The organism is Enterobacter sp. Ap-1006, assembly GCF_011752835.1.
Lineage (GTDB): Bacteria > Pseudomonadota > Gammaproteobacteria > Enterobacterales > Enterobacteriaceae > Cedecea.
Window position 1 is genome coordinate 523,034 of sequence record NZ_VWWU01000003.1, and the last position, 22,130, is coordinate 545,163.

The 22,130-nt window shown below is 55.3% G+C and carries 23 protein-coding genes and 1 riboswitch; of the genes, 7 read left to right on the forward strand and 16 right to left on the reverse strand.

What is annotated here, in order from left to right; all coding sequences use genetic code 11:
* Positions 1 to 248: 248 nt before the first annotated feature.
* A complete protein-coding gene (gene dusC / locus F3J28_RS10660; protein WP_166875699.1) occupies positions 249 to 1,184 on the reverse strand; it encodes a tRNA dihydrouridine(16) synthase DusC in 936 nt (311 codons plus the stop codon).
* A gap of 168 nt (positions 1,185 to 1,352) precedes the next feature.
* A complete protein-coding gene (rhlE, locus tag F3J28_RS10665; protein ID WP_008456288.1) occupies positions 1,353 to 2,750 on the reverse strand; it encodes an ATP-dependent RNA helicase RhlE in 1,398 nt (465 codons plus the stop codon).
* A gap of 253 nt (positions 2,751 to 3,003) precedes the next feature.
* Here rhlE and cecR point away from each other — a divergent pair, with 253 nt between their 5' ends.
* From cecR to F3J28_RS10690, 5 genes are read left to right on the forward strand one after another with little or no spacing between them, the layout of a single operon-like run.
* Positions 3,004 to 3,699, forward strand: a complete 696-nt coding sequence (cecR, locus tag F3J28_RS10670) for a transcriptional regulator CecR (protein WP_166875702.1) — start codon at positions 3,004 to 3,006, stop codon at positions 3,697 to 3,699.
* Complete coding sequence (gene hlyD, locus F3J28_RS10675) at positions 3,689 to 4,696, forward strand: secretion protein HlyD (protein ID WP_166876602.1); 1,008 nt, start codon at positions 3,689 to 3,691, stop codon at positions 4,694 to 4,696. Before cecR ends, hlyD begins: the two co-directional genes overlap by 11 nt.
* Positions 4,683 to 6,431: an ATP-binding cassette domain-containing protein gene (locus F3J28_RS10680; RefSeq protein WP_166875705.1), complete on the forward strand. Its 1,749-nt coding sequence runs from the start codon at positions 4,683 to 4,685 to the stop codon at positions 6,429 to 6,431. Before hlyD ends, F3J28_RS10680 begins: the two co-directional genes overlap by 14 nt.
* Positions 6,418 to 7,557: an ABC transporter permease gene (locus F3J28_RS10685; RefSeq protein ID WP_166875708.1), complete on the forward strand. Its 1,140-nt coding sequence runs from the start codon at positions 6,418 to 6,420 to the stop codon at positions 7,555 to 7,557. The genes F3J28_RS10680 and F3J28_RS10685 overlap by 14 nt, the downstream gene beginning before the upstream one ends.
* Positions 7,558 to 7,567: 10 nt before the next feature.
* Positions 7,568 to 8,674, forward strand: coding sequence for an ABC transporter permease (locus F3J28_RS10690; protein WP_166875710.1), 1,107 nt, complete (start codon positions 7,568 to 7,570; stop codon positions 8,672 to 8,674).
* Here the strand turns inward: F3J28_RS10690 and F3J28_RS10695 are convergent.
* From F3J28_RS10695 to moaA, 7 genes are all read right to left on the reverse strand, one after another.
* Positions 8,636 to 9,043, reverse strand: coding sequence for a YbhQ family protein (locus F3J28_RS10695; RefSeq protein WP_008456275.1), 408 nt, complete (start codon positions 9,041 to 9,043; stop codon positions 8,636 to 8,638). The two genes, F3J28_RS10690 and F3J28_RS10695, sit on opposite strands and share 39 nt — an antisense overlap.
* Before the next feature lie 186 nt (positions 9,044 to 9,229).
* The gene (locus tag F3J28_RS10700; protein ID WP_008456273.1) at positions 9,230 to 9,940 is read right to left on the reverse strand and encodes a Bax inhibitor-1/YccA family protein; all 711 of its coding nucleotides are present in this window, start codon (positions 9,938 to 9,940) and stop codon (positions 9,230 to 9,232) included.
* A gap of 90 nt (positions 9,941 to 10,030) precedes the next feature.
* Positions 10,031 to 10,483 carry a molybdopterin synthase catalytic subunit MoaE gene (gene moaE, locus F3J28_RS10705; protein ID WP_008456271.1) on the reverse strand — a complete coding sequence of 151 codons (453 nt, stop codon included), beginning with the start codon at positions 10,481 to 10,483 and terminating at the stop codon, positions 10,031 to 10,033.
* Positions 10,484 to 10,729: a molybdopterin synthase sulfur carrier subunit gene (moaD, locus tag F3J28_RS10710; RefSeq protein WP_008456269.1), complete on the reverse strand. Its 246-nt coding sequence runs from the start codon at positions 10,727 to 10,729 to the stop codon at positions 10,484 to 10,486. It abuts the gene before it with no gap.
* Entirely contained in the window at positions 10,722 to 11,207 is a 486-nt protein-coding gene (gene moaC, locus F3J28_RS10715; protein WP_166875713.1) for a cyclic pyranopterin monophosphate synthase MoaC, read from the reverse strand. The genes moaD and moaC overlap by 8 nt, the downstream gene beginning before the upstream one ends.
* 3 nt (positions 11,208 to 11,210) lie before the next feature.
* Positions 11,211 to 11,723, reverse strand: a complete 513-nt coding sequence (gene moaB, locus F3J28_RS10720; protein ID WP_008456265.1) for a molybdenum cofactor biosynthesis protein B — start codon at positions 11,721 to 11,723, stop codon at positions 11,211 to 11,213.
* A gap of 24 nt (positions 11,724 to 11,747) precedes the next feature.
* The gene (moaA, locus tag F3J28_RS10725; RefSeq protein ID WP_166875716.1) at positions 11,748 to 12,770 is read right to left on the reverse strand and encodes a GTP 3',8-cyclase MoaA; all 1,023 of its coding nucleotides are present in this window, start codon (positions 12,768 to 12,770) and stop codon (positions 11,748 to 11,750) included.
* Positions 12,726 to 12,860: riboswitch (molybdenum cofactor riboswitch) on the reverse strand. (Overlaps the previous gene by 45 nt.)
* 208 nt (positions 12,861 to 13,068) lie before the next feature.
* Between moaA and yvcK the strand changes: the two genes are divergently transcribed.
* On the forward strand, positions 13,069 to 13,977 hold the full coding sequence (gene yvcK, locus F3J28_RS10730; RefSeq protein ID WP_166875719.1) for a uridine diphosphate-N-acetylglucosamine-binding protein YvcK: 909 nt from the start codon (positions 13,069 to 13,071) through the stop codon (positions 13,975 to 13,977).
* Positions 13,978 to 13,987: 10 nt separating this feature from the next.
* Here the strand turns inward: yvcK and uvrB are convergent, their stop codons facing one another.
* A complete protein-coding gene (gene uvrB, locus F3J28_RS10735; RefSeq protein WP_166875722.1) occupies positions 13,988 to 16,003 on the reverse strand; it encodes an excinuclease ABC subunit UvrB in 2,016 nt (671 codons plus the stop codon).
* 791 nt (positions 16,004 to 16,794) lie between these two features.
* Here uvrB and F3J28_RS10740 point away from each other — a divergent pair.
* Positions 16,795 to 17,505: an ABC transporter ATP-binding protein gene (locus F3J28_RS10740; protein ID WP_166875725.1), complete on the forward strand. Its 711-nt coding sequence runs from the start codon at positions 16,795 to 16,797 to the stop codon at positions 17,503 to 17,505.
* A 12-nt stretch (positions 17,506 to 17,517) separates the two neighbouring features.
* On the opposite strand, the gene F3J28_RS10745 is transcribed toward F3J28_RS10740, so the two are convergent.
* From F3J28_RS10745 to bioB, 6 genes are all read right to left on the reverse strand, one after another.
* Positions 17,518 to 18,036 (reverse strand): helix-turn-helix transcriptional regulator, encoded by a 519-nt coding sequence (locus tag F3J28_RS10745; protein WP_166875728.1) that lies wholly within the window; start codon positions 18,034 to 18,036, stop codon positions 17,518 to 17,520.
* A gap of 15 nt (positions 18,037 to 18,051) precedes the next feature.
* Positions 18,052 to 18,312: a hypothetical protein gene (locus F3J28_RS22485; protein ID WP_166875730.1), complete on the reverse strand. Its 261-nt coding sequence runs from the start codon at positions 18,310 to 18,312 to the stop codon at positions 18,052 to 18,054.
* A 176-nt stretch (positions 18,313 to 18,488) separates the two neighbouring features.
* Positions 18,489 to 19,172 (reverse strand): dethiobiotin synthase, encoded by a 684-nt coding sequence (bioD, locus tag F3J28_RS10755; RefSeq protein ID WP_166875733.1) that lies wholly within the window; start codon positions 19,170 to 19,172, stop codon positions 18,489 to 18,491.
* Complete coding sequence (gene bioC / locus F3J28_RS10760; protein ID WP_166875736.1) at positions 19,165 to 19,923, reverse strand: malonyl-ACP O-methyltransferase BioC; 759 nt, start codon at positions 19,921 to 19,923, stop codon at positions 19,165 to 19,167. The genes bioD and bioC overlap by 8 nt, the downstream gene beginning before the upstream one ends.
* Positions 19,907 to 21,058 (reverse strand): 8-amino-7-oxononanoate synthase, encoded by a 1,152-nt coding sequence (gene bioF / locus F3J28_RS10765; protein ID WP_166875739.1) that lies wholly within the window; start codon positions 21,056 to 21,058, stop codon positions 19,907 to 19,909. Before bioF ends, bioC begins: the two co-directional genes overlap by 17 nt.
* Positions 21,055 to 22,095, reverse strand: a complete 1,041-nt coding sequence (gene bioB / locus F3J28_RS10770; RefSeq protein WP_008456235.1) for a biotin synthase BioB — start codon at positions 22,093 to 22,095, stop codon at positions 21,055 to 21,057. The genes bioF and bioB overlap by 4 nt, the downstream gene beginning before the upstream one ends.
* Positions 22,096 to 22,130 lie beyond the last annotated feature (35 nt).

Consider the following 22,130-nt stretch of genomic DNA (forward strand, 5'->3'; position numbering starts at 1 on the left):
GCAAAAAAAAACCTAAATTCACTTCCCGGCACGCGGAGAATGAATTTAGGTTTTGCCTGTTAGACAGTAGCAATCCTGGATGTAATTTATGGGACTATATTGGCATCATGCAGAAACCAGCTCCAGCACTAAATAAAATAAAAATGAAATTTTGTGAACTCTATTCAGGAAATAATGAAAGAAGATAAATTAATTTAGAGAAAATGCCCGCCAATTAAAAGTTCAATTAACGGGTTATCTAAAAGAAATTATTTTAACGCGCCAATAACATTGGCGATTTCACCGGACGTTTTTAACGTGCGAATGAGGGCAAACAGCTCCGTTGCTTCGGCGTATTCTTTACGCAAATAACCAAGCCACTGTTTAATCCTTGCCACGTGATACAGCCCGGTATCGCCCTGCTTTTCGAGACGGCTGTATTTTTGCAACAAGGTAACAACCTCGGCCCATGGCATTCGCGCCTCATTGTATTTGATAACCCGGCTCAGGTTTGGCACATTCAGCGCCCCGCGCCCAATCATCACCGAATCACATCCCGTAGCCGCAAGGCAATCCTGCGCGCTTTGCCAGTCCCAGATTTCGCCGTTAGCGATGACCGGGATCGACAGCCGCTGACGAATCTCACCGATGGCACCCCAGTTGATAAGCTCGGCTTTGTAGCCGTCTTCTTTAGTACGCCCGTGAACCACCAGCTCTGTCGCCCCCGCCTGCTGCACGGCATCAGCAATTTCAAACTGACGCGCACCGCTGTCCCAGCCGAGGCGAATTTTTACCGTGACCGGCAAATGCGCTGGCACAGCCTCACGCATGGCTTTCGCGCCGCGGTAGATGAGCTCGGGATCTTTGAGCAAAGTCGCCCCGCCGCCGCTGCCGTTGACCAGCTTTGACGGGCAGCCGCAGTTTAAGTCCACGCCCCAGGAGCCGAGTTCGACCGCACGAGCTGCGTTCTCAGCCAGCCACTGCGGGTATTGTCCCAGAAGCTGGACGCGAACCAGCGTACCGGATGGCGTGCGGCTGGCATGATCGAGTTCGGGGCAAAGTTTGAGGAAAGATTTAACCGGCAACAGCTGATCGACCACGCGAAGAAATTCGGTGATACAGAGATCGTAGTCGTTAACCTCGGTAAGAAGTTCGCGAACTAACGAGTCGAGAACGCCTTCCATCGGGGCAAGAAGAACACGCATGACGTATCCGAAAATATTAGTATTGTTATCCCCTCACCCCAACTCTCTCCCCAGAGGGGAGAGGCGGAAAACCTGGGATTCCGCTAGTTCCCACCTTCAAAGAAGCAGAAGAAATGCGGGGATCTTTAATCCCCTCTCCCTTTAAGGGAGAGGGTGAGGGTATGAAACTTACTGCGCTGCCGCTGGTTTACGCGGTGGACGACGGCGACGGGTATTGTCCCCTGCCGGCTTCGCAGCACCTTCGCCCTGCGGTTTACCGCTGCGACGCGGGCCGTTGTTACGCTCACCGGAAGCATTTGCGTTCCCGCCGTTGCCACCGCGACGCTGGCCCTGCCCCTGGCTTTGACCACCGCGACCGCCCTGACCGCCACGACCACCGCCGCCACGCTGCTGACGACCGTTGACGATTGGCTCGGCCGGAATGGACGGATCAACATCAAAACCTGGCAATGCGATACGTGGGATCTCGCGCTTCAGCAAACGCTCGATGTCGCGCAGCAGCTTATGCTCGTCCACGCACACCAGAGAAAGTGCTTCACCGGTGGCTGCCGCACGACCGGTACGGCCAATACGGTGCACGTAGTCTTCCGGCACGTTCGGCAACTCATAGTTAACAACGTGCGGCAGTTCTTCAATGTCCAGGCCGCGAGCCGCGATATCGGTCGCCACCAGCACGCGAATACCGCCGCTTTTGAAGTCCGCCAGCGCGCGTGTACGAGCGCCCTGGCTCTTGTTGCCGTGGATTGCCGCCGCGGTGATACCGTCTTTTTGCAGCTGCTCTGCCAGATGGTTAGCGCCGTGTTTGGTGCGGGTGAACACCAGCACTTGCTGCCAGTTGCCTTCGCCAATCATCTGCGACAGCAGTTCCCGCTTGCGCTTTTTGTCCACAAAGTGAACGTGCTGCGTGACCTGCTCAGACGCCGTGTTGCGGCGAGCCACTTCCACTTCTTCCGGGTTGTGCAGCAGCTTCTCAGCCAGCGCTTTAATGTCGTCGGAGAAGGTTGCGGAGAACAGCAGGTTCTGGCGGCGTGCAGGCAGTTTAGCCAGCACGCGACGAATGTCATGAATGAAGCCCATATCCAGCATGCGGTCGGCTTCGTCCAGCACCAGAATCTCGATCTGATCGAGTTTCACCGCATTCTGATGCTCAAGATCCAGCAGACGACCTGGGGTTGCTACCAGCACATCCACGCCGCCGCGCAGCTTCATCATCTGCGGGTTAATGCTCACGCCGCCAAAGACAACCAGCGAGCGGATATTTAAATATTTGCTGTAGTCGCGGACGTTCTCACCAATCTGTGCCGCCAGTTCGCGGGTCGGGGTGAGGATCAGCGCACGCACCGGGCGACGGCCCTTCAGGTGAGGCGCGCTGTCGGTCAGACGCTGTAACAGCGGCAGGGTAAAGCCTGCGGTTTTGCCGGTGCCGGTTTGGGCACTGGCCATCAGGTCACGGCCTGATAAGACTACCGGGATTGCCTGGCGCTGAATTGGGGTAGGCTCACGATAGCCCTGCTCTTCCACCGCACGCAAAATATCGGCATTCAGGCCGAGAGAATCAAAAGACATAGGAACTCCAGAACCGCCCTGACCGCATTGTGCGGTGTAGTTTCCAGGGGGAACATCACGCGCCAGCGCTAAGCTGGCGAAGAGAGGAGGCGCAAACCACGGCGCCGTTCGCGTGCAGTGTAGCAGTTTTTGTGATCTTCCGCATAAATTCTCATTTTCCTCTCCACAAGCAGAATAAAGCCTTGCACTGGACAGGGTTGATAACTTTGCTTACTCTTAATCAATCGATTGATTAACATTTTAAGAGGTCGGTATGACACCTTCGCCGACGCCGGTCACCAGCCGCGGAGAGCAGGCTAAAAATACGCTCATCACCGCCGCCATCGCGCAATTCGCTGAATATGGCATGCACGCCACCACGCGAGATATCGCCGCCCAGGCTGGGCAAAATATTGCCGCGATCACCTACTACTTTGGCTCCAAAGAAGCGCTGTATATGGCTTCCGCTCAGTGGATTGCCGATTTTATCAGCGGTAATTTTCACGAGCATGTTGCCCACGCAGAAGCCCTTCTGTGCCAGCCCGAACCGGACAAAGAGAAAATACGGCATCTTATTCATACCGCGCTCGGGCAAATGATCGCCCTGCTGACCGCCGACGACACGCTCAACCTGAGCAAATTTATCTCCCGCGAACAGCTTTCCCCGACCGCCGCTTATCAGCTTATTCACCAGCAGGTTATCGACCCGATGCACACTCTGCTGACCACGCTGGTGGCGCATTACACCGGGCGAGATCCTTTTGATACCGACACTATTTTGCATACCCACACGCTGCTCGGCCAGGTGCTGGCCTTCCGGCTTGGGCGAGAAACGATTCTGTTGCGCACCGGCTGGCCTCAGTTTGACCAGGCCAAAGTGCAGCAAATAAGCCGCGTGGTGCTGAGCCACGTTGATTTCATCCTGCAGGGATTATCCGTAAACAGAGGAAAAGCTAGTGATGAACAATAAGAAGCCGGTGATTGCCGTCATTGTGATTCTAGTGCTCGTGGCCGCGGCGTTTGGCGGCTGGAAATGGTATCAGAGCCAGCAAAACAGTGAGCTAACACTCTACGGCAACGTGGATATCCGCACCGTTAACCTTAGTTTCCGCGTGGGAGGGCGACTCGCGGCGCTTGAGGTAGATGAAGGCGATGCAATCAAAACCGGTGAACCGCTGGGGCTGATAGATAAAGCACCGTATGAAAATGCTTTGCGCCAGGCCGAAGCCAACGTTGCGGCCGCCCAGGCTAAGTACGATTTGATTATTGCGGGCTACCGCGACGAAGAAATAGCCCAGGCTGCAGCACAGGTTAACCAGGCGCAGGCGGCCTATGATTATGCGCAAAACTTCTACCAGCGCCAGCAGGGATTGTGGGCGACCAAAACCATCTCGGCGAATGATTTAGCCAACGCCCGCTCATCCAGCGACCAGGCAAAAGCCACGCTGAAAGCGGCCCAGGATAAGCTCAGTCAGTACCGCAGCGGCAACCGCCCGCAGGAAATCGCTCAGGCGCAGGCCAGCCTTCAGCAAGCCAAAGCACAGCTGGCTCAGTCGCAGCTAGATCTGCAGGACACCACTCTGATTGCGCCTTCTGACGGCACGTTGCTGACCCGTGCCGTTGAACCCGGCAGCATGCTTAACGCAGGCAGCACGGTACTCACCCTGTCGCTCACTCGCCCGGTGTGGGTTCGCGCCTATATCGACGAAACCAACCTCGGGCAGGCCAAACCCGGCAGCGAACTGCTGATTTACACCGATGGCCGCCCGGACAAGCCATACCACGGCAAAGTGGGATTTGTGTCTCCAACGGCGGAGTTCACGCCAAAAACGGTTGAAACTCCCGATTTGCGCACGGATTTAGTCTACCGCTTACGCATTATCGTGACCGATGCAGATGACGCGCTGCGTCAGGGCATGCCTGTTACGGTGAAATTCAACGGTGGAACTCAGCATGAGCAGCAATGACGCGGTCATTCATCTGCAGGGGCTGGAGAAGCGTTTCCCTGGCCTTGAAAAACCGGCCGTCGCCAGCCTGGATTGCGAAATTCATGCCGGGGCAGTCACCGGCCTGGTCGGCCCGGATGGCGCGGGGAAAACCACGCTAATGAGGATGCTGGCTGGATTGCTGCAGCCAAGCGAAGGCGCAGCCTCGGTGATCGGCCTCGACCCGATTAAAGACGATCGCGCTTTGCACGCTGAACTGGGCTACATGCCGCAGAAATTTGGCCTGTACGAAGATTTGACGGTAATGGAAAACCTGATGCTTTATGCCGACCTGCGCGGCGTGACCGGGGAGCAGCGTAAAAGCACCTTTGCCCGACTGCTGGAATTCACCTCTCTCGGGCCGTTTACCGAGCGGCTGGCGGGCAAACTCTCAGGCGGGATGAAGCAAAAGCTTGGTCTCGCCTGTACGCTCGTCGGCCAGCCGAAAGTCCTTTTGCTGGATGAACCTGGCGTAGGCGTAGACCCCATATCCCGGCGTGAACTGTGGCAAATGGTGCACGAGCTGGCGGGCGAAGGCATGCTGATCCTCTGGAGCACATCGTATCTCGATGAGGCCGAGCAGTGCCGAGAAATCCTGCTGATGAACGAAGGCGAGCTGCTTTATCACGGTGCGCCGAAAGCGCTGACGCAGAAGATGGCCGGGCGTTCACTGCTGGTCAGCCACGATCAGGAGAATAATCGCCAGCTACTTCAGCGCGCGCTGAAGCTGCCGCAGGTCAGCGACGGCGTGATTCAGGGGCGCTCTGTGCGGCTGATCCTTGCCAAAGAGGCGAAAGTGAACGATCTGGCAAATGCCCTGCACGTGCCCGAGTCCAGCCTGAAAGAAACTGACCCGCGCTTTGAAGACGCGTTTATTGATTTACTGGGTGGCGCCGCCGCGAACGAATCGCCGCTGGGCGATATTCTTCATACCGTTGACGGCAAGTCAGGTGAGACGGTGATTCAGGCCGAAGAGCTAACCAAAAAATTCGGCGACTTTGCCGCCACCGACCACGTTAACTTTGCCGTTAAGCGCGGTGAAATCTTCGGGCTGCTTGGCCCTAACGGCGCCGGCAAGTCCACCACCTTCAAGATGATGTGTGGTTTGTTAGTCCCCACTTCGGGCAAAGCCCTGGTGCTGGACATGGATTTGAAAACCAGCTCCGGTAAAGCACGCCAGCACCTGGGCTACATGGCGCAAAAATTCTCCCTCTATGGCAACCTGACGGTGGCACAAAATCTCCGTTTCTTCTCCGGTGTTTATGGCCTTCGCGGGCGCGCTCAGCAGGACAAAATTGCCCGCATGAGCGAGGCGTTTGCGCTGCAGCCTATCGCCAATAGCACGACAGATTCTCTGCCGCTGGGTTTTAAGCAGCGGCTGGCGCTTGCCTGCTCGCTGATGCATGAACCGGATATTCTGTTTCTCGACGAACCAACGTCCGGCGTGGATCCCATTACCCGCCGCGAGTTCTGGCTGCATATCAACAGCATGGTAGAGAAAGGCGTGACGGTGATGGTGACCACTCACTTTATGGATGAGGCCGAATACTGCGACCGCATCGGGCTGGTCTACCGGGGCAAGCTGATTGCCAGCGGCACGCCGGACGACCTAAAACAGCAGATAGCGGATGACGACACGCCCGACCCCACCATGGAGCAGGCGTTTATCGGGCTGATTCACGAGTGGGATAAGGAGCACAGCGATGAACGAACATAGCCAAAGGATATCGTGGCGCCGCGTCCGCGCCCTGTGCGTGAAAGAAACCCGGCAAATCGTGCGCGACCCCAGCAGCTGGTTAATCGCCGTGGTTATCCCGCTTCTGCTGCTGTTTATCTTCGGCTACGGCATTAATCTCGATTCCAGCCGCCTCCACGTCGGCGTGCTGATCGAGCAGCAGAGCGAAGACGCGCTGGATTTCACCCACGCCATCAGCGCCTCGCCGTTTATTGAGCCCACCATCAGCGATAACCGCGAGCAGCTGATTCAGCTCATGCAGGCCGGGAAAATTCGCGGCATGGTGACGATTCCGCCCGACTTTGCGCAGAACATGGCCCGCCCCGGTGCGACCGCCCCGATTCAGGTGATCACCGACGGCAGCGAGCCCAATACGGCTAACTTTGTTCAGGGCTATATGCAGGGGATCTGGCAGCTTTGGCAGCAGCAGCGGGCGGAAGATCGCGGGGAGCACTTTGAGCCCTTAATCGAGGTGCAGCTGCGCTATTGGTTTAACCCTGCGGCCATCAGCCAGCACTTTATTATTCCCGGCGCGGTGACCATCATCATGACGGTCATTGGCGCTATCCTGACCTCTCTGGTCGTGGCCCGGGAATGGGAGCGCGGCACCATGGAGGCTCTGCTTTCCACGCAGGTGACGAAGACCGAACTGCTGCTCTGCAAGCTGGTGCCCTATTATGTTTTGGGGATGTTAGCCATGCTGCTTTGTATGCTGGTGACGGTGTTTATTCTCGGCGTACCGTGGCGCGGCTCGCTGGTACTGCTGTTTCTGATCACCAGCCTGTTTTTACTCAGCACGCTGGGCATGGGGCTGCTTATCTCCACCATTACACGCAACCAGTTTAACGCCGCGCAGGTCGCGCTGAACGCCGCATTTTTACCGTCCATCATGCTGTCCGGCTTTATTTTCCAGATAGACAGCATGCCGGCGATTATCCGGGCGGTGACCTACGTCATCCCCGCGCGCTACTTCGTCAGCACCCTGCAAAGCCTGTTCCTGGCGGGGAATATCACCTCGGTGTTGATCGTCAACACGCTGTTTTTGATTGCCTCGGCGGGGATGTTTATCGGCCTGACGGCGCTGAAAACCAAACGTCGGCTCGATTAAGGGAGAAAGCATGTTTTATCGTTTATGGACGTTGATTCGCAAAGAGCTGCAGTCGCTGCTACGCGAGCCGCAGACCCGCGCCATCCTGATTTTGCCGGTGCTGCTGCAGGTGCTTTTGTTCCCGTTTGCCGCCACGCTTGAGGTCACCAATGCCACCATCGCTATCTATAACGAAGACAACGGCAACCACTCGATTGAGCTAACCCAGCGTTTTGCCCGCGCCAGTGCCTTCAGCCACGTGCTGCTGCTGAAAAGCCCGCAGGAAATACAGCCGACGATAGACAACCAAAAAGCCCTGCTGCTGATTCGTTTCCCGGCAAATTTCTCGCGCGATATTGCCAGTCAGAATCCGGCGAAGCTGCAGATTCTGCTCGACGGGCGTAACTCAAACAGCGCGCAGATTGCCGCGAATTACCTCCAGCAAATCGTCAATAACTATCAGCAAGAGCTGATGACCGGCCTGCCCAAACCCAACAACAGCGAGCTGACTATTCGCAACTGGTATAACCCTAACCTCGATTACAAATGGTTTGTGGTGCCGTCGCTGATTGCGATGATTACCACCATCGGCGTGATGATTGTAACGTCCCTCTCCGTGGCCCGGGAACGCGAGCAAGGCACGCTCGATCAGCTGTTGGTTTCTCCCCTGGCCACCTGGCAAATCTTTATTGGCAAAGCGGTTCCCGCGCAAATTGTCGCGTTGGTGCAGGCCACCATTGTGCTGGCGGTGGGAATTTGGGGCTACCACATTCCCTTCTCCGGCTCGCTGCTGCTGTTTTACTTCACGATGATTATCTACGGGCTGTCGCTGGTGGGGTTCGGGCTGCTGATTTCCGCCCTCTGTTCAACCCAGCAGCAGGCGTTTATTGGCGTGTTTGTCTTTATGATGCCGGCGATCCTGCTCTCCGGCTATGTCTCACCGGTGGAAAACATGCCGGTATGGCTGCAGGATTTGACGTGGATAAACCCGATTCGTCATTTTACCGATATCACCAAGCAGATTTACCTGAAGGATGCGAGCTTTGGGATTGTCTGGCAGAGTTTGTGGCCGCTGCTGGTGATTGCGGCCACAACGGGTTCAGCGGCGTACTGGATGTTTAGGCGTAAGATTGCGTGATTTGTCTTTCGCGAGCAGAGAGAAGATAGCTGGCCCGGCGAGCATTGCCAGGCCGGCGAGCGCCAGAAGAAGGTGACTCTGTACCACTCGAGACAGTAGCCACAGCGCAATCATTGCGTTGCCGAAATACCATGTAGTGGTCAGCTCTTCAAGAAAATCACCGATATCGCGCAGCAAGCCGGTGTGAAAACGCTGGAAGATAAACATCAGCACCACGGTGGCGACATAAAGCAGGCATAGCCCTACGCCCACGGGGATCAGGGTCGCGGTTTTCCAGCCAACGAGCAACGCAGCGACCACCGCAAGATGCAGCATAATCTGCCAGCAACCCAGTCCGGTTCTCACTCTTACACGTTGTTGCCACTTCATGCTTTATCTCCTGGAGTATTTCTTCCTGTTAATCAGAGTACGCAAGTGTACGGAAATTTCCTCAATACGCCCCCTTTTTGTGACAGATATTGCAATTTATTTCCGTTCAGGCAGGTAAAAGTCGCGCGAGGAAAAGCAAAACTGCGGGGAAAACTCCCTCCCCGCGAAGGGGAGGGAATGCGTAGATTAGCGGCGGTTACCGAAGATACGCAGCAGCATCAGGAACAGGTTGATGAAGTCCAGATACAGCGTCAGGGCACCCAGAATTGAGTATTTACGCAGCATTTGCGCGTCGCGGGTATCAATTTGCTCGCCGATGTTTTTCAGTTTCTGTGTGTCGTATGCGGTCAGGCCCACGAACACCACCACGCCGATGTAGGTGATGGCCCACATAAGCGCATCGCTTTTCAGCCAGAAATTAACCAGCGAAGCCAGTACAATGCCGATCAGCGCCATAAACAGCATGTTGCCGAAGCCGCTCAGGTCACGTTTGGTGGTATAGCCATAGAGGCTCATGGCCCCAAACATCCCGCCGGCCACCACAAATGTGCTGGCAATGGACGAATAGGTATAAACCAGGAAAATGCTCGCCATGGTCAACCCGGTCAGCGCCGAGTAAAGCATAAACAGCGACGTCGCCACGCCAGCGCTCAGCTTGTGCACCATGCCGGAGAGCACAAAGACCAGCCCCAGTTGAACGATGATCAGACCAAAGAAAGTGATTTTACTGGAGAAGACAAACTCCATCACCGCCGGGGTATTCGCCGCGTACCACGCGATAAAGGCGGTTAAAAGTAGACCGCAGGTCATCCAGCCGTAAACTTGCGCCATAAAGGTCTGAAGGCCCGTATTGGCACGCTGCACGATAGTCTCATTGGGACGCGGGAATCGGTCCATGATGCTTCCTCTGTGTTGTGAATTAAGCTTCTGACGCGAGCTGTTTGGCTCACCCGCTTTAAGATTAACACATCCCGCAGACCGCGTAGCCTACCAGCGTTTAGCCGCCTGCTTATCGCTGTCCCGGGCTTCGACCCAGCGGTCGCCTTCGGCGGTCGCTTCACGTTTCCAGAACGGGGCACGAGTTTTCAGGTAATCCATGATGAACTGGGCGGCTTCAAACGCTGAGCTGCGGTGCGCGCCCGTCACGCCGACAAAGACAATTTCATCGCCTGGCCACAGTTCGCCGATGCGGTGAATCACCGTCACGCGCTGCAGCGGCCAACGGCTTCTGGCCTCGGCGACAATTTCAGCCAGCGCTTTTTCGGTCATGCCCGGATAATGTTCAAGCGTCAGGGCACTAACGCTGTCGCCAAGGTTGTGATTGCGAACTTTACCGGTGAATGTCACGACCGCACCGTCTTCATCGCACTGAGAAAGCCACTGATACTCTTCGCCGACGTTGAAATTCTCGCGGCCAACAATAATACGGGTGCTGTCCACTTAACCTCCGGTCACCGGTGGGAAAAAGGCCACTTCGTCGCCCTTCGCCAGCGGATGATCAAAGCTTACCAGCGTTTGATTGACCGCGGCCAGCAGCTTGCCGGACTCCAGCGCCAGCGCCCAGCGGCTGCCTCTGTCGGCCAATGCCGCACGCAGTTGCTCCACATCGCCGTAGGCTTCATCCAGCGCCAGGCTGTCGCAGCCGACCAGTTCGCGTACTTGGGCAAAAAACAGAACATTAAGCATCGTTTGCCACCTTAAAATCGCCGGATTTTCCGCCGCTCTTTTCCAGCAGACGGACAGGGCCGATGACCATGTCTTTTTGTACGGCTTTGCACATGTCATAAATGGTCAACGCGGCGACGGAGGCCGCAGTTAATGCCTCCATTTCTACGCCGGTTTTTCCCGTCAGGCGGCACACGGACTCGATGCGAACTCGGTTTTGCTCAGTCTGAGCCTCAAGCTGCACTTCTACTTTGCTCAGTAAAAGCGGATGGCACAGCGGAATCAGTTCCCAGGTGCGTTTAGCGGCCTGGATCCCCGCGATACGTGCAGTGGCAAAAACGTCACCTTTGTGGTGGCTGCCGTCAACAATCATCGCCAGCGTTGTCGGCTGCATGGTCACAAACGCCTCGGCGCGGGCCTCACGAACCGTATCAGCCTTGGCGGACACGTCCACCATATGTGCTTCCCCGGCGGCGTTAATATGGGTCAAATGCGACATAACTTACTTCTTAATATGTGGGTGAAAATTGCACGGGCGCTGACGGGCATCCAGTTGAGGCTGAATGATATTTTCCCAGGCGGTTCGGCAGGCCTTCGTTGAGCCCGGCATGGCGAAAATCAGCGTTTTGTTCGCCATGCCCGCAACGGCGCGTGACTGCAGCGTAGAGGTGCCAATCTCTTCAAAGGAGAGCATACGAAACAGCTCGCCAAAACCTTCAACTTCCCGGTCAAACAGCGGGAGAAGCGCCTCCGGCGTCTGGTCTCCGTCGGTAAATCCGGTGCCGCCGTTGATCAACACCACCTGAACCTGCTCATCGGCAATCCACTGCGAAACTGCGGCCCGGATGGCATAACGGTTTTCTTTGACGATAGCTTTGTCTACCACCTGATGCCCCGCTTCCGTGGCGACTTCACTCAGATAGTGACCCGAAGTGTCGTCATCTTCACCACGACGGCTGGACACCGTCAAAATAGCAATACGTGCCGGGATAAACTCTGCGCTTACCTGACTCATCGATATTCTCCTTGTGGGCAGGCTCTAGCCGCCGATATACGACAGATTTTGGGTGATGCCGGTGTTACCGTCATGCAGGAAATGGGTTTGCTTTTTCTGCGCCAGCGCGGAAGAGATACGCCCCTCAAGTTCGCTTTGCTGGGCGTCATCCGCCAACAGATCCCGCAGCGCAATTCCCTGCTCGCCAAACAGGCAAAGGTGCAGGTTACCGACGGACGAAACTCGCAGCCGGTTGCAGCTGGCACAGAAATCTTTCTCATACGGCATGATGAGCCCGATTTCGCCTTTGTAGTCGGGATGGCAGAACACCTGGGCAGGGCCATCGCTGCGCTGACGCAATTGGTGAACCCAGCCGCGCTCAAGCAGCTGGTCGCGAATGGTTTTACCGGAAATATGGTGTTTGCGGAAAAGCGAGCCGCCGTCGCCGGTTTCCATCAGCTCAATAAAGCGGAGCTGGATGGGGCGCGGTTTGATCCAGGCAAGGAAGGTCTCGAGCTGATTGTGATTTACGTCGCGCATCAGCACGGTGTTCACTTTTACTCGCTCAAACCCCGCGCTGAAAGCCGCGTCAATGCCTTCCATCACCTGCCGAAATTTATCCTGGCCGGTAATGGCATGAAACTGACGAGCGTCCAGGCTGTCGACGCTAACGTTCAGGGCGGTCAGCCCCGCATCACGCCAGGCGTTGACATCCCGAGCCAGGCGATAGCCGTTGGTCGTCACCGCAAGCTGGCGAATTGACGTGTTTTCACGCACCGCGGCGATGATTTCGGTAAAGTCGCGGCGCAAAGAAGGTTCCCCGCCCGTCAGGCGCACCTTTTCGGTACCCAGAGCAGCAAAAGCCCGGGTAACGCGACGGATTTCATCGACGTTGAGGAAGCTTTTATTGGCCACGCCGTGCGGCTTATAGCCATCGGGCAGGCAATAGCTGCAGCGAAAGTTGCAGACGTCGGTAATTGATAAGCGCAAGTAATAGAACTTACGCGCAAAAGCATCGGTAAGCTGGGACACTGAATACACCTTTCCAAATACGGGAGATGCAGTCATTTCTTCCTGCACCCTGGCAACCTCAGGGGCTGCGGCCAGGGCACCTTATCTTGTGACTTAGGTACCAGGGCTTGAGTGTGTGTTACTGCGATAGTAGCGCGACATCTGGCTTCGCGCTATATCAGTTTTCGCTATATAAATCTATATATAACGAGATAATTGCTTAATTTCGCTACAGAGTACTTAAAAAACTAACTTTTACTTTGATATGTATCATTATCCACAGAGCAAGAATCGTCTTTTTGGCGCTTTTACGCTACCTTAAGCGCCTGTATGCCTCTTAAGGATTATCTTTTCTATGCGTAATCGCACGCTTGCAGATCTTGATCGGGTTGTCGCGCTGGGCGGTGGGCACGGCCTGGGTCGCGTCATGTCATCCCTTTCATCCCTCGGCTCACGTTTAACCGGCATCGTCACCACCACCGACAACGGCGGTTCAACCGGGCGTATTCGACGCTCTGAGGGCGGGATTGCCTGGGGAGATATGCGCAACTGCCTGAATCAGCTGATCACTGAACCAAGCGTGGCATCAACAATGTTTGAGTACCGTTTTGGCGGTAACGGCGAACTTTCAGGCCATAACCTCGGAAATCTAATGTTAAAGGCGCTGGATCACCTCAGCGTGCGCCCTCTGGAGGCAATCAATTTAATTCGCAACCTGCTAAAGGTCGATGCGCAGCTGATTCCGATGTCGGAGCATCCGGTCGATTTAATGGCTACCGACGACCAGGGCAACGCCGTGTATGGCGAAGTGAGTATCGACCAGTTGCTCAATCCACCGCAGGATCTGGCGGTCTACCCGAAAGTCCCGGCCACGCGTGAAGCCTTAGAAACCATCGCTGAAGCCGATTTAATTTTGATTGGCCCCGGCAGCTTTTACACCAGCCTGATGCCGATTTTGCTGCTTGAAGAGATGGATCAGGCGCTGCGCCGCACGCCAGCGCCGATGGTGTATATCGGCAACCTCGGCAAAGAGCTAAGCCCTGCCGCAGCCAGCCTTTCCCTGCGCCAAAAGCTTGAGTTGATGGAACAGCATATCGGAAAACGCGTTATCGATGCCGTGCTGGTTGGCCCACAGGTTGACGCCAGCGAAGTGGGCGACAGGTTGGTTATTCAACAGCCGCTGGAAGCCAGTGACATTCGGTATCGCCACGACCGCCAGCTGCTGCGGACAGCCCTTGAACAGGCCGTGCAGCAGCTCGGGTAAACCTCGCCGCTTATGAGGCGGCGATGAAGAGTTCGCGCAGCTTGTGAAGCTGGTCGCGAATCTGCGCCGCCTCTTCAAACTCCAGATTTTGCGCGTGTTCCAGCATCTTCGTTTCAAGCTGATGAATTTTCTGCTGCAGCGCTTTCGGCGTCAGCACAACTTCATCATCTTCAATCACGCTGCGTGCTTTGGTTTTAACTCGCCCTTTGGTCTTCGCCATGCCTTCGCCAAGCTGCAGAACGTCCACGACTCGTTTGTTCAGGCCCTGCGGCGTAATGCCATTTTCTTCGTTGTAGCGCTGCTGCTTCTCACGGCGGCGTTCGGTTTCACCAATCGCTTTGGCCATTGACGGCGTGATTTTATCGCCGTAGAGAATTGCCTTACCGTTAACGTTACGCGCCGCACGGCCAATGGTCTGAATAAGCGAGCGCTCGGAACGCAGAAAACCTTCTTTGTCCGCATCCAGAATGGCAACCAGCGACACTTCCGGCATATCAAGACCTTCTCGCAGCAGGTTGATCCCCACCAGAACGTCAAATTCACCGAGACGCAAATCGCGGATAATTTCCATGCGCTCTACGGTGTCGATATCCGAGTGCAGGTAGCGTACACGTTCACCATGCTCCTCTAAATATTCGGTCAGGTCTTCCGCCATCCGCTTGGTTAATGTCGTCACCAGCACGCGTTCATTGATGGCCACACGTTTACGAATTTCAGAAAGCAAATCGTCTACCTGCGTTGCCACCGGACGCACTTCAATCACCGGATCGAGCAGCCCCGTAGGACGAACAACCTGGTCAACGATGTCCTCGCCAGATTTTTCCAGCTCATAGTTGCCCGGCGTCGCTGAAACGTAGATGGTCTGCGGGGCCAGCGCTTCAAACTCTTCAAATTTTAACGGGCGGTTGTCCAGCGCCGACGGCAGGCGGAAGCCATATTCCACCAGCGTTTCTTTACGGGCGCGGTCGCCGCGATACATGCCGCCAATTTGCGGAATGGTGACGTGGGATTCATCCACCACCAGCAGGCCATCTGCCGGAAGATAGTCAAAAAGCGTTGGGGGCGGTTCGCCAGGCCCTCGCCCGGAGAGGAAGCGCGAGTAGTTTTCAATGCCCGAACAATAACCCAGCTCGTTCATCATCTCGAGATCAAACTGGGTACGCTGGGCAATACGCTGCTCTTCCAGCAGTTTATTATTTTCCAGCAGGAACTTGCGGCGCTCGGCCAGCTCAATTTTGATATCTTCCATCGCCTGCACAATACGCTCGCGCGGCGTAACGTAGTGCGATTTAGGGTAAATAGTAAAACGCTGAATAGTTTGATCGATTTGCCCGGTCAGTGGATCGAACAGCGACAGCCTTTCAACCTCTTCGTCGAACAACTCTACACGCAGCGCAAGATCGTCTGATTCAGCCGGGAAGATATCGACCACCTCCCCTCTTACGCGGAACGTACCGCGCTGGAATGCCTGATCGTTGCGGGTGTATTGTAGCTCCGTAAGACGGCGCAGGATCGCCCGCTGATCGATGATCATACCCTTCGTCAGGTGAAGCATCATCTTCAGGTACAGGTCCGGGTCACCCAGACCGTAGATCGCCGACACGGATGCCACCACGATGACGTCCCGTCGCTCAAGCAACGCTTTGGTCGCCGACAGACGCATCTGCTCAATGTGTTCGTTCACCGACGCATCTTTTTCAATGAAGGTGTCCGAGCTTGGCACATAAGCTTCAGGCTGATAGTAATCATAGTAAGAGACAAAAAACTCAACGGCGTTGTCAGGGAAGAACTCTTTCATTTCACCGTAAAGCTGCGCCGCCAGCGTCTTATTTGGCGCCAGTACCATCGTGGGGCGCTGAAGGTCGGCTATCACGTTTGCTACCGTGAAGGTTTTACCCGATCCCGTTACGCCCAGCAGCGTCTGGTGCGCCAGCCCGTTTTCAAGCCCGTCTTTCAGGCGAAGGATTGCTTCAGGCTGGTCGCCAGAAGGTTTAAATGCGGAATTCAGTTTGAACGCTTTACTCATGAACGGGCTACCTGATGAAGAAACGAGCGGGCCGGAGAGTAATTTTACCCGGCAGCGGGATTTTTGCCAGTATAAAAACTGTATAAAACACCAGTTCTCATTTTTACTACGCCTGCTAACGACTGCTTTTTGCCACTTTGTTTGCCCAGAATTTGCCCCTTCACCAGATAAATCTCCAGCCACGACCGGTTATCCCCAAATTTTTTCGCCTTTTAACATTTGTCAAGGGAGGTAAGGATACCTCCGGCCGAATGTTTGACAGTTTTATTGCAGCTGTTGCTTTTATTTAACAACTTGAATTCAAATGAATATTTCACAAAGACCGGTTTCGCGCCAATTTGGCCGCAGGCCGCGCCCGCTCTCGCTTTCGTCAAGTTTTCTAACTCTAATACACAAGGTTATCCACAGGAATGGTGGATAACTGCAGCAAGCCCTTTTGCTTAGCCACTCGGAAAAATCCCTGATCTTCCTGTGCCAGGGGCGAAAAAAAAATTTCGCTAATTTTTTTGCTTTTATTCATTCGATTTCGCTATACCCGGCCATATTGAGCAAGATCCCGAAATCGAGATATATCCTGAGGTTAAAAGGCATTTTATTGCACCAAATTCGTACTTTTTAGCACCCGTCGAGTGCAGCAAGATCTCATCTTGCACGTCGGCTTTATCCTTTCAGGAAACCGATACTCAGCTTTATCCTGAATAGCGTGATGCTTTCAGGCATTATCACCAAGCTGGCAAGCTAATTGCAGCATATCCAGGAGGGAAACGACTCCCCAACCCAGGAGATGAGCCATGCTTAGCTTACGTGCTGTTAATCAGTTTTACGGTGACCACCACATACTGTGGAACCTCGACCTCGAGCTGACCCCGGGAGAATGCACCTGCGTGCTTGGCGCGCCAGGCCAGGGCAAAACCACGCTCGTAAACTGCATTACCGGCTATTTGCCAGTGCAAAGCGGCAGTATGCTGTGGCAACAGGCGGGACAGCCGCCTGAAGACCTGGTGAATAAACCCGTGGAGCGCAGAACTGCGCTTGGGATCGGCTACGTTCCCCAGGACAGGCGCATCTTCTCCCAGCTTAGCGTTGAGGAAAATCTTCAGATAGCGATGATGGCGGGCCATCATCGACCCCGGGTCATTCCTGCGCTGATTGATGACCTTTTTCCCGAGCTCTATAGCCTGCGGCAGGTAAAAAGCGGCGAACTTAGCGGGGATATGCAGCAACAGTTAGCGCTTGCCCGGGCACTGGTTTTAGAGCCCAGTCTGCTGATACTGGATGAACCCACTCTCGGCGGAGGGCACCGCTTTATCACAGAAATGGGCAACCTCATCCGGCGCTTAAACCGCGACTTCGGCCTGACCATTTTACTGGTCGAACAGCGGCTGCCTTTTATACGCCGGGTTGCAGACAAGTTTTGCCTGTTGCATAAAGGCCGAAATGTCGCGCAAGGGAATGTCTCCCAGCTGGACGACAAGCTCGTGGCGAGCTGGTTAGATCCCTGAAGGCAGTCTCTACTACAAATTTTTCAATTTTTCCTGAAAAACCGGGTTGAGCTCCGTCATCGCCCGATGCAGGTTGCACTGCCGCGTCACTTTCGCGATATCCAGCAAAGGCGAAGGTATGGACTTCACGCCAGAGCTGTTCATCCAGCGTAAAACCGCGTCGAGATTCCATAGTGCAGTTTTCCCGTCATGTACTGGCGCTGGAAACGCCTCCCGGGAAACCATAACTTTGCGAATATACTGCCGGGACACGCCTAGCAGTTCCGCTACGTCACTCAACCCCACTAAATCAGGGGCAGCTTCAACCAATAACGCGCCTTGAATAATGCCTGAAACGTCCTTCAGCGCGCTCAGTAAGGCTTCTTCTGCTGTGTCGGCCTCGCGGATGAAATTCAGCGCAATACGCCCCGTCACACCGATGCCAACAAGGGCATCATCACACCCTCCTGCGCCCAGCGCAGCAACCCACTTCTCCGGATCTTTTTGCCCTTCAGGTAGAGTAAAAACAAGCGTGAATGTATATTCCGCCATGGAGCCTTCTCCTTGTTAATGCAGGACGCTACGTGATGCCCTATTGGCGCATCCATCCACAAGCCTGCGAATTTGTCTGGCATGGTTCTCTGCGTTGCGAGGCGTGCTCCAGACACAGCTGATACAAAACTCGCCGCACCGGCATGTTTTATCGTTCCAGGGGCAATACATTTTTCCCCAGCAATGCGAACCGCCCTCTTTGACCCGCCAACCCTGGCATTCTGCGTAGCTTAGCGCCGCCTCTATCTGTTTTTGCGGGTGCCGTTTTCTGGCCATATATCCTCCGGCTAAAAAAGCATCTCATAACGGTTGTCATGTGACAACTCAAAGTATGAAATACTCTATAGACGTTGCAGCCTGGAAAGAATCTTTGTCTGTGGGGAAAATGTTAAAGCGGGAGCCAGCCCGAGGCTTTGCTGCGGGCCTGGCTTTTGTTGCAGTCGCCTTGCGGCTTAGATCGTAATAACGGAGAGATCGAGGTAGTGACCGAGCTCGGTTTGATCGCTGATACCCTTAAGCCAGGGAATTTCCCCCAGCAGCGGGGCCGGCAGCCGCTGTTTGAGCGTGACAAGATATTCCGCATGCCTTTTTCCTGCGGGTTGAACACCGTTTGCTACCCAGCCCGCCAGCGGTAAACCGGCGGCCAGCACCGCCTGTACCGTGAGCATTGCATGATTAATGCAGCCAAGTTTCACGCCCACCACTAAAATAACCGGCAGTTGCTCGCTGATGGCCCATTCGGCAAATGTCGTGGTGTCAGACAGCGGGGTAAACCAGCCTCCAGCCCCCTCAACCTGAACCCAGTCGGCTTTTCCGGTAAGATTCTTTAGGCCTTCAGACATTACAGAAAAAGTGATGGGGCGCTGCTCTTCAGCACTAATGATGTGCGGGGAGGTCGGCTCAAGAAAAGCCAACGGGTTGATCTCCTCATACGGCAATTTAACCGAACTATTGCGCTGCAGCGCTAACGCATCACTGTTGCGAATGCCTTCAGGGGTCATTTCACTGCCAGAGGCCACAGGCTTATAGCCCACAGAGCGATACCCTGCGGTATTCGCCGCCTGAAGCAGCGCGCAGCTGGCGATGGTCTTCCCAACTTCAGTGTCGGTGCCGGTCACAAACCATTTTTTAATCACGTTCAATTACTCCAAAAATTATCTGCCAGCTAAGAGAGAACTGACCGTCTTGTCGGGGCCACGCTTCGCTCAGCCGCTGCAGTTGCCCACGCGTCAGCAGAGTGTTTTTGCGGCCATCGTGCAGGTGTGTTGCCCCAACGCCTTTTAGCGAACGCATGGCGCTCATGACGTCAGGAAAACGCTGGCTGACGGTGCGGCTGGTTAATACGTAACGCCATGGGCGACACGCCTGGTCAATTTCGGCCAGGGATAAAAACTGGTTGGCATGCGCCCGTTCGTCTACCCCGCGCCAGGCCTCGTGCAGTTCAGGCAGTGAACCTGCCGCAAGCGTGCTGAACGCAATGCACCCACCCGGTTTCGTCACGCGATAAAGCTCGGATAAGCCTTGCTGCAGATCGCTGCACCACTGAACGGCAAGATTACTCCAGGCCAGATCCACCTGGTCATCCGCCAGCGGAATAGACTCGATATCCCCCTCAAGAAAGCGATGCGCCGACTGGGTTTGCTGGCACCGCTCAAGCATCGCTTTCGAGATGTCCAGCGCCAGCACTTCGCTTCCTTTGTCCCGCCAAATTCGGCTGTACCAGCCGGTACCGCAGCCTGCATCCAGCACGCTTACGGCGCGGCGGTTTTCCAGCTCGGCCAGCAGGTTATCACCGCAGATACGCTGCAGCTCGGCGAAACGCTCGTAGCTGCCTGCCGCTCGGCTAAACGCTGCGGCGACGGCGGCTTTATCAACAAGCTGCGTCATAAAGCGCCTCCAGCAATGCGTCTATGTCGCCAGAAGTATGCGCGGCCGTAAGGGTGATGCGCAGGCGGGCGCTGCCGGGGGGAACGGTAGGCGGGCGAATGGCTGTTAACCAGAAGCCCCGCTCTTTCAGGCGGGAGGCGAGATCCAGCGTGCGCTGATTCTCCCCCACAATCAGAGGTTGTATCGCGCTACCTGAATCCGCCAGATTCAGCGAGAGTCGGGCAGCACCCTGCCGAAAACGCAGAATATTTTCAGCAAGCCTTGCTCTGTACTCATCGCCATGCTGAACCACCTTTAACGCGGCCTGAAGCGACACGGCCTGCGCCGGCGGCATCGCGGTGCTGTATATCAAGTGGCGGGCAAACTGCAGCAGGTAAGTTGCAACGTCTTCGTCGCACAATACCGCCGCACCGCTGCCGCCAAACGCTTTGCCAAAGGTAACGACAAGAATATCCGGTTTGATTTTTTGCCGATCGCAACTGCCACGCCCCTCTTTGCCGAGGACACCAATACCGTGCGCGTCGTCGACCATTAACCAACCGTCTGCTTGTCTTGTTGCCTGCGCTATTTCAGCCAGCGGCGCGCTGTCCCCGTCCATGCTGAAGATGCCTTCGGTCAGAACAAGCCGTTCACCTTCATGCGGTTTACCCAGCTGCGTGGCAAGGGCCTGAACGTCGTTGTGATGAAATCTGCGTAGCTGAGCCGGACTTTGCATCGCCGCTTCCATCATTGAGGCATGGCAAAGTTTATCGGCGATAAGCGTGTCCGTTTTTTGCGCCAGCGCGGAGATCACCGCCTGGTTTGCGCTATAGCCGGAGATAAACAACAGCGCTCGCTCAAAGCCGAGCCAATCCGCCAGCTGTTCCTCAAACGCCTGATGTGCACGGCTATACCCCGTGACGTGGCCAGACCCGCCGCTACCAACGCCGAACTGCGTCGCGCCTTTTTGCCAGGCCTCCGTAATCTGCGGGTGATGACTCAGTCCCAGATAATCGTTGCTGGAAAAATTCAAATATTCCCGACCGTTGGCCGAAAAAATACGCCCGTTACCGAGCGTATTGGCCTGTCGGGTGCGAAGGCTGGCGCTGCTCCGCCGTTCGCTTAAAGCCCCGGAGATTCGCTGTGGCCAGCTCATACCGCCGCCGCGTTGTAGTAATTGTCGGTATCGGCGTTCAGGATCTGCCCGGCGAGCTGCTCCTGCTGTTCGTTGTCACCCATTTCGGTGGTGGTTTGCTGCGGATTAAGGCCCAGCTTGCGAAACAGCTGCAGATCTTTGTCCTCTTCTGGGTTCGGCGTCGTCAGCAGTTTGCAGCCGTAGAAAATAGAGTTTGCCCCGGCCATAAAACACATTGCCTGCGTCTGCTCGCTCATCTGCTCACGTCCTGCGGAAAGGCGCACGTAGGAGGTTGGCATCATGATACGGGCCACCGCGATGGTACGAATAAAATCAAAGGCATCCACGTCTTCGTTATCCGCCAGAGGCGTGCCTTTAACTTTCACCAGCATGTTGATAGGGACGCTTTCTGGTGGCGTTGGCAAATTTGCTAATTGCAGCAGCAGTCCGGCGCGGTCGGTGACGGTTTCACCCAGGCCGACAATCCCACCGGAGCAAACTTTGATCCCTGCGTCACGGACTTTATCCAGCGTGTCCAGACGTTCCTGATAGGTTCGGGTCGTAATGATGTTGCCGTAAAATTCCGGGGAGGTATCCAGATTGTGGTTGTAATAGTCCAGCCCAGCGGAGGCCAGGCGCTGCGCCTGTTCATTGGTTAGCGTACCGAGCGTCATACAGGTTTCCAGCCCCATAGCGCGAACGCCCTGCACCATCTGCTCAAGGTAAGGCATATCGCGCTCATGCGGGTTCTTCCAGGCAGCCCCCATACAAAAACGTGTCGAGCCTGCGTTTTTAGCCTTGCGGGCGGAGTCCAGCACCTGCTCAACTTCCATCAGGCGTTCAGACTCCAGGCCTGTTTTATATCTGGCGCTTTGTGGGCAATATTTACAGTCTTCCGGGCAAGCACCGGTTTTTATAGACAGCAAGGTGCTGACCTGTACCTGTCGGGGATCGAAATGCTGGCGATGCGTCTGCTGCGCTTCAAACAACAGATCCAACAAAGGTTTTTGAAATAAAGCAGTGACCTGCGACATTGTCCAGCGTGCGTGGTGAGCCATGGGGCCTCTCCAAAAGGGGTGTTATAGGAAATCGA

Bases quoted from the DNA above. Each gene is read 5' to 3' on its own strand.
- F3J28_RS10680 (WP_166875705.1), top strand. From the start codon at position 4,683: ATGAGCAGCAATGACGCGGTCATTCATCTGCAGGGGCTGGAGAAGCGT.
- F3J28_RS10695 (WP_008456275.1), bottom strand. From the start codon at position 9,043: ATGAAGTGGCAACAACGTGTAAGAGTGAGAACCGGACTGGGTTGCTGG.
- bioC (WP_166875736.1), bottom strand. From the start codon at position 19,923: ATGACGCAGCTTGTTGATAAAGCCGCCGTCGCCGCAGCGTTTAGCCGA.
- F3J28_RS10700 (WP_008456273.1), bottom strand. From the start codon at position 9,940: ATGGACCGATTCCCGCGTCCCAATGAGACTATCGTGCAGCGTGCCAAT.
- F3J28_RS10740 (WP_166875725.1), top strand. From the start codon at position 16,795: ATGCTTAGCTTACGTGCTGTTAATCAGTTTTACGGTGACCACCACATA.
- moaB (WP_008456265.1), bottom strand. From the start codon at position 11,723: ATGAGTCAGGTAAGCGCAGAGTTTATCCCGGCACGTATTGCTATTTTG.
- F3J28_RS10690 (WP_166875710.1), top strand. From the start codon at position 7,568: ATGTTTTATCGTTTATGGACGTTGATTCGCAAAGAGCTGCAGTCGCTG.
- bioF (WP_166875739.1), bottom strand. From the start codon at position 21,058: ATGAGCTGGCCACAGCGAATCTCCGGGGCTTTAAGCGAACGGCGGAGC.
- rhlE (WP_008456288.1), bottom strand. From the start codon at position 2,750: ATGTCTTTTGATTCTCTCGGCCTGAATGCCGATATTTTGCGTGCGGTG.
- hlyD (WP_166876602.1), top strand. From the start codon at position 3,689: ATGAACAATAAGAAGCCGGTGATTGCCGTCATTGTGATTCTAGTGCTC.
- uvrB (WP_166875722.1), bottom strand. From the start codon at position 16,003: ATGAGTAAAGCGTTCAAACTGAATTCCGCATTTAAACCTTCTGGCGAC.
- F3J28_RS10745 (WP_166875728.1), bottom strand. From the start codon at position 18,036: ATGGCGGAATATACATTCACGCTTGTTTTTACTCTACCTGAAGGGCAA.
- F3J28_RS10685 (WP_166875708.1), top strand. From the start codon at position 6,418: ATGAACGAACATAGCCAAAGGATATCGTGGCGCCGCGTCCGCGCCCTG.
- moaA (WP_166875716.1), bottom strand. From the start codon at position 12,770: ATGACTGCATCTCCCGTATTTGGAAAGGTGTATTCAGTGTCCCAGCTT.
- yvcK (WP_166875719.1), top strand. From the start codon at position 13,069: ATGCGTAATCGCACGCTTGCAGATCTTGATCGGGTTGTCGCGCTGGGC.
- cecR (WP_166875702.1), top strand. From the start codon at position 3,004: ATGACACCTTCGCCGACGCCGGTCACCAGCCGCGGAGAGCAGGCTAAA.
- moaD (WP_008456269.1), bottom strand. From the start codon at position 10,729: ATGCTTAATGTTCTGTTTTTTGCCCAAGTACGCGAACTGGTCGGCTGC.
- bioB (WP_008456235.1), bottom strand. From the start codon at position 22,095: ATGGCTCACCACGCACGCTGGACAATGTCGCAGGTCACTGCTTTATTT.
- F3J28_RS22485 (WP_166875730.1), bottom strand. From the start codon at position 18,312: ATGGCCAGAAAACGGCACCCGCAAAAACAGATAGAGGCGGCGCTAAGC.
- moaC (WP_166875713.1), bottom strand. From the start codon at position 11,207: ATGTCGCATTTGACCCATATTAACGCCGCCGGGGAAGCACATATGGTG.
- dusC (WP_166875699.1), bottom strand. From the start codon at position 1,184: ATGCGTGTTCTTCTTGCCCCGATGGAAGGCGTTCTCGACTCGTTAGTT.